The 1,192-nt window shown below is 62.2% G+C and carries 1 protein-coding gene; it reads right to left on the bottom strand.

Annotated features, from left to right (window positions below; genetic code table 11):
* Positions 1-1,010 (bottom strand): polysaccharide pyruvyl transferase family protein (locus AWC19_RS03825; RefSeq protein WP_142280960.1); only part of this gene is annotated, 1,010 nt, incomplete at its 3' end.
* Between the last annotated feature and the right edge of the window lie 182 nt (positions 1,011-1,192).

The following is a 1,192-nucleotide window of genomic DNA, read 5'->3' as shown; positions in this document are numbered from 1 at the left end:
AGAGACTCACGCGATGGCCCTCTTACGTCAGGGACCGACACGCCGCCATCACTTACACCACTCCCCGGGACGCTCCCGAGCCTCTCGACGGCGGCATGCGTTGTGGCCTCGATATTCGCAGAGTCCGCGAGCGCGTTGTGGACACCGTCAACGACGGCGGCAGTGGTCAATTCGTCGGTGCGGATCAGCGACCGTTCATCGTCGATGGAAAGCGCGAAATCTCTGCACTTGGGCAGATACTCCAGCTGCACGACAGGGGTGTCGGACAGCGCCGCCAAGATCCCGGCGTGAAGCCGGCTGACGATGGCGACGGAGCAGCGGGCCAGCTCCCGCGCCGCGGCGTTCGCATCGACAGGATGCACAATGTCTGCGGCGACGCCGTTGAGCGCCTGTCCGGTCCACCTCTTGTCGACTTGATTCATCAGGATTCCGACAAATCGATAGCCCTCCGAGGATAGTTGTTTGATCGCGCCCGCCATCTCTTCAGCCACCTTCGCCGGTTCCTGTCCCCAGAGGTCGTCGTCGCCGAAGCCGAGATTCAGCCCGACCAAGCCTGCTTCCGGCGCTACGTCAGGTCGCGGAAGCAGAAGTGCCGGGTCGCCCGATACCTCCACATTGACCCCGATGTCGGATAGGAGCTCGGCGCTTCGCGGTCCCCGCACCGACACGATGCGAAACTCTGAAAGTATCGGCGCCCATCGCTTCAGCTCGTCCTTGTCCGAACGGTTCTTGCGTCGCTCAAAGAAAGGGTCGTCAACTCCAACACCGATCGCGTAGCTTCCATTATTTCTGGTGAGGGTAAAGCCTCGCTTGATCAGTTGCCTGAAATCGTAAGTCCCCACCAGAGTGCCGCCGCCCACCACTTGCCTGCTGCGTCGCAGTGACCGATTCAAACCCGTTGCGTAAGTCCTGGCCATCTCTCGTTGAAATCTCGGCATGACGAGAAACGTCGCACCGGGAAGCTGCGACCGGACCGCGTCATAGATCGCGTCATCGCCGAGATTTCCCATTCCCTGCCAGCCCAAGTAGGCGACCAGGGGATCTGCGGCGCGCCTCGCTGTGCATCTTCGCGGGAACGGGAATCTGCGGGGGCCGGTGCCACCACGGCGGCTAGGTGTACCCGGCCATAACGTTGGTTACAGGCGGCTGATGGGTGGTAGGCCGCTGAGTGCGCTGTGGCGGCGTTGAGTGT

Source organism: Mycobacterium palustre (assembly GCF_002101785.1).
Classification (GTDB): domain Bacteria; phylum Actinomycetota; class Actinomycetes; order Mycobacteriales; family Mycobacteriaceae; genus Mycobacterium; species Mycobacterium palustre.
This window is presented reverse-complemented; position numbering and strand designations above follow the sequence as displayed.